This window comes from Alcanivorax sp. HI0044 (genome assembly GCF_001634945.1).
In genome coordinates, this window is the sequence record NZ_LWEZ01000465.1 from 1 (window position 1) to 826 (window position 826).

Sequence of the window (826 nt, forward strand, 5' to 3'; positions counted from 1 at the left end):
CGCCACACTCCGTTCTTCAATGGCTACCGTCCGCAGTTCTACTTCCGTACGACTGACGTGACAGGTGCATGTACTCTGCCGGAAGGTACCGAAATGGTAATGCCGGGCGATAACGTGCAGATGGACGTTGAGCTGATCGCTCCGATCGCCATGGAAGATGGCCTGCGCTTCGCGATTCGCGAAGGTGGCCGTACCGTTGGCGCCGGCGTGGTAGCTAAAATCACCGAGTAAGTTTTACGGTGATAAAGGGTGGCGGGCGTGCCCGTCACCCTGTTTTGTTTCAGGTTTAAAGAGTTACAGGCCAGTAGTTCAATTGGTAGAGCACCGGTCTCCAAAACCGGCTGTTGGGGGTTCGAGTCCCTCCTGGCCTGCCAATTTTCCCAAAACTGCCACTCAGGTGGTGGGGTGCATCGTCAGATGAGCGAGAAAACAGAAGCGCGTTCCGGCTCTGCCGCCTTTGAGGCGGTGAAGTGGTTGTTGGTTGTGGGGTTTGTTGCTGCGGCCGTAGTGGGCAATAGCTATTTCTCCGACCAGGCAGCCCTGTATCGGGTGATCGGTGTTGTTGCTGTTTCTCTGGTGGCGGTGTTTGTTGCTCTGCAAACTGAGCAGGGCAAAGCGTTCAACCAGTTGCGCAAGGATTCTCTGGTCGAGCTTCGCAAGATTGTGTGGCCGACGCGTCAGGAAACCTTGCAAACCACGCTGATTGTTCTGGTCTTTGTTGTGATTGTGGCCCTGTTGCTGTTTGTGCTCGACTGGATTCTCGGTGGGCTCATGTCCTGGGTTATTGGCTAAGGGGTAAGCATGGCAAAGCGCTGGTACGTAGTAC

Annotated in this window: 1 protein-coding gene, 1 tRNA gene and 1 pseudogene; all 3 read left to right on the forward strand. The window is 55.2% G+C overall.

The features are described 5' to 3' along the window. Window positions 1-231 (forward strand): annotated as a pseudogene (gene tuf, locus A3730_RS05680) (elongation factor Tu); the annotation flags it as partial. A gap of 67 nt (window positions 232-298) precedes the next feature. Next, a tRNA-Trp gene (locus A3730_RS05685) sits at window positions 299-374 on the forward strand. A gap of 43 nt (window positions 375-417) precedes the next feature. Continuing rightward, the gene (secE, locus tag A3730_RS05690; RefSeq protein ID WP_063519592.1) at window positions 418-792 is read left to right on the forward strand and encodes a preprotein translocase subunit SecE; all 375 of its coding nucleotides are present in this window, start codon (window positions 418-420) and stop codon (window positions 790-792) included. The last annotated feature ends 34 nt before the right edge of the window (window positions 793-826 follow it).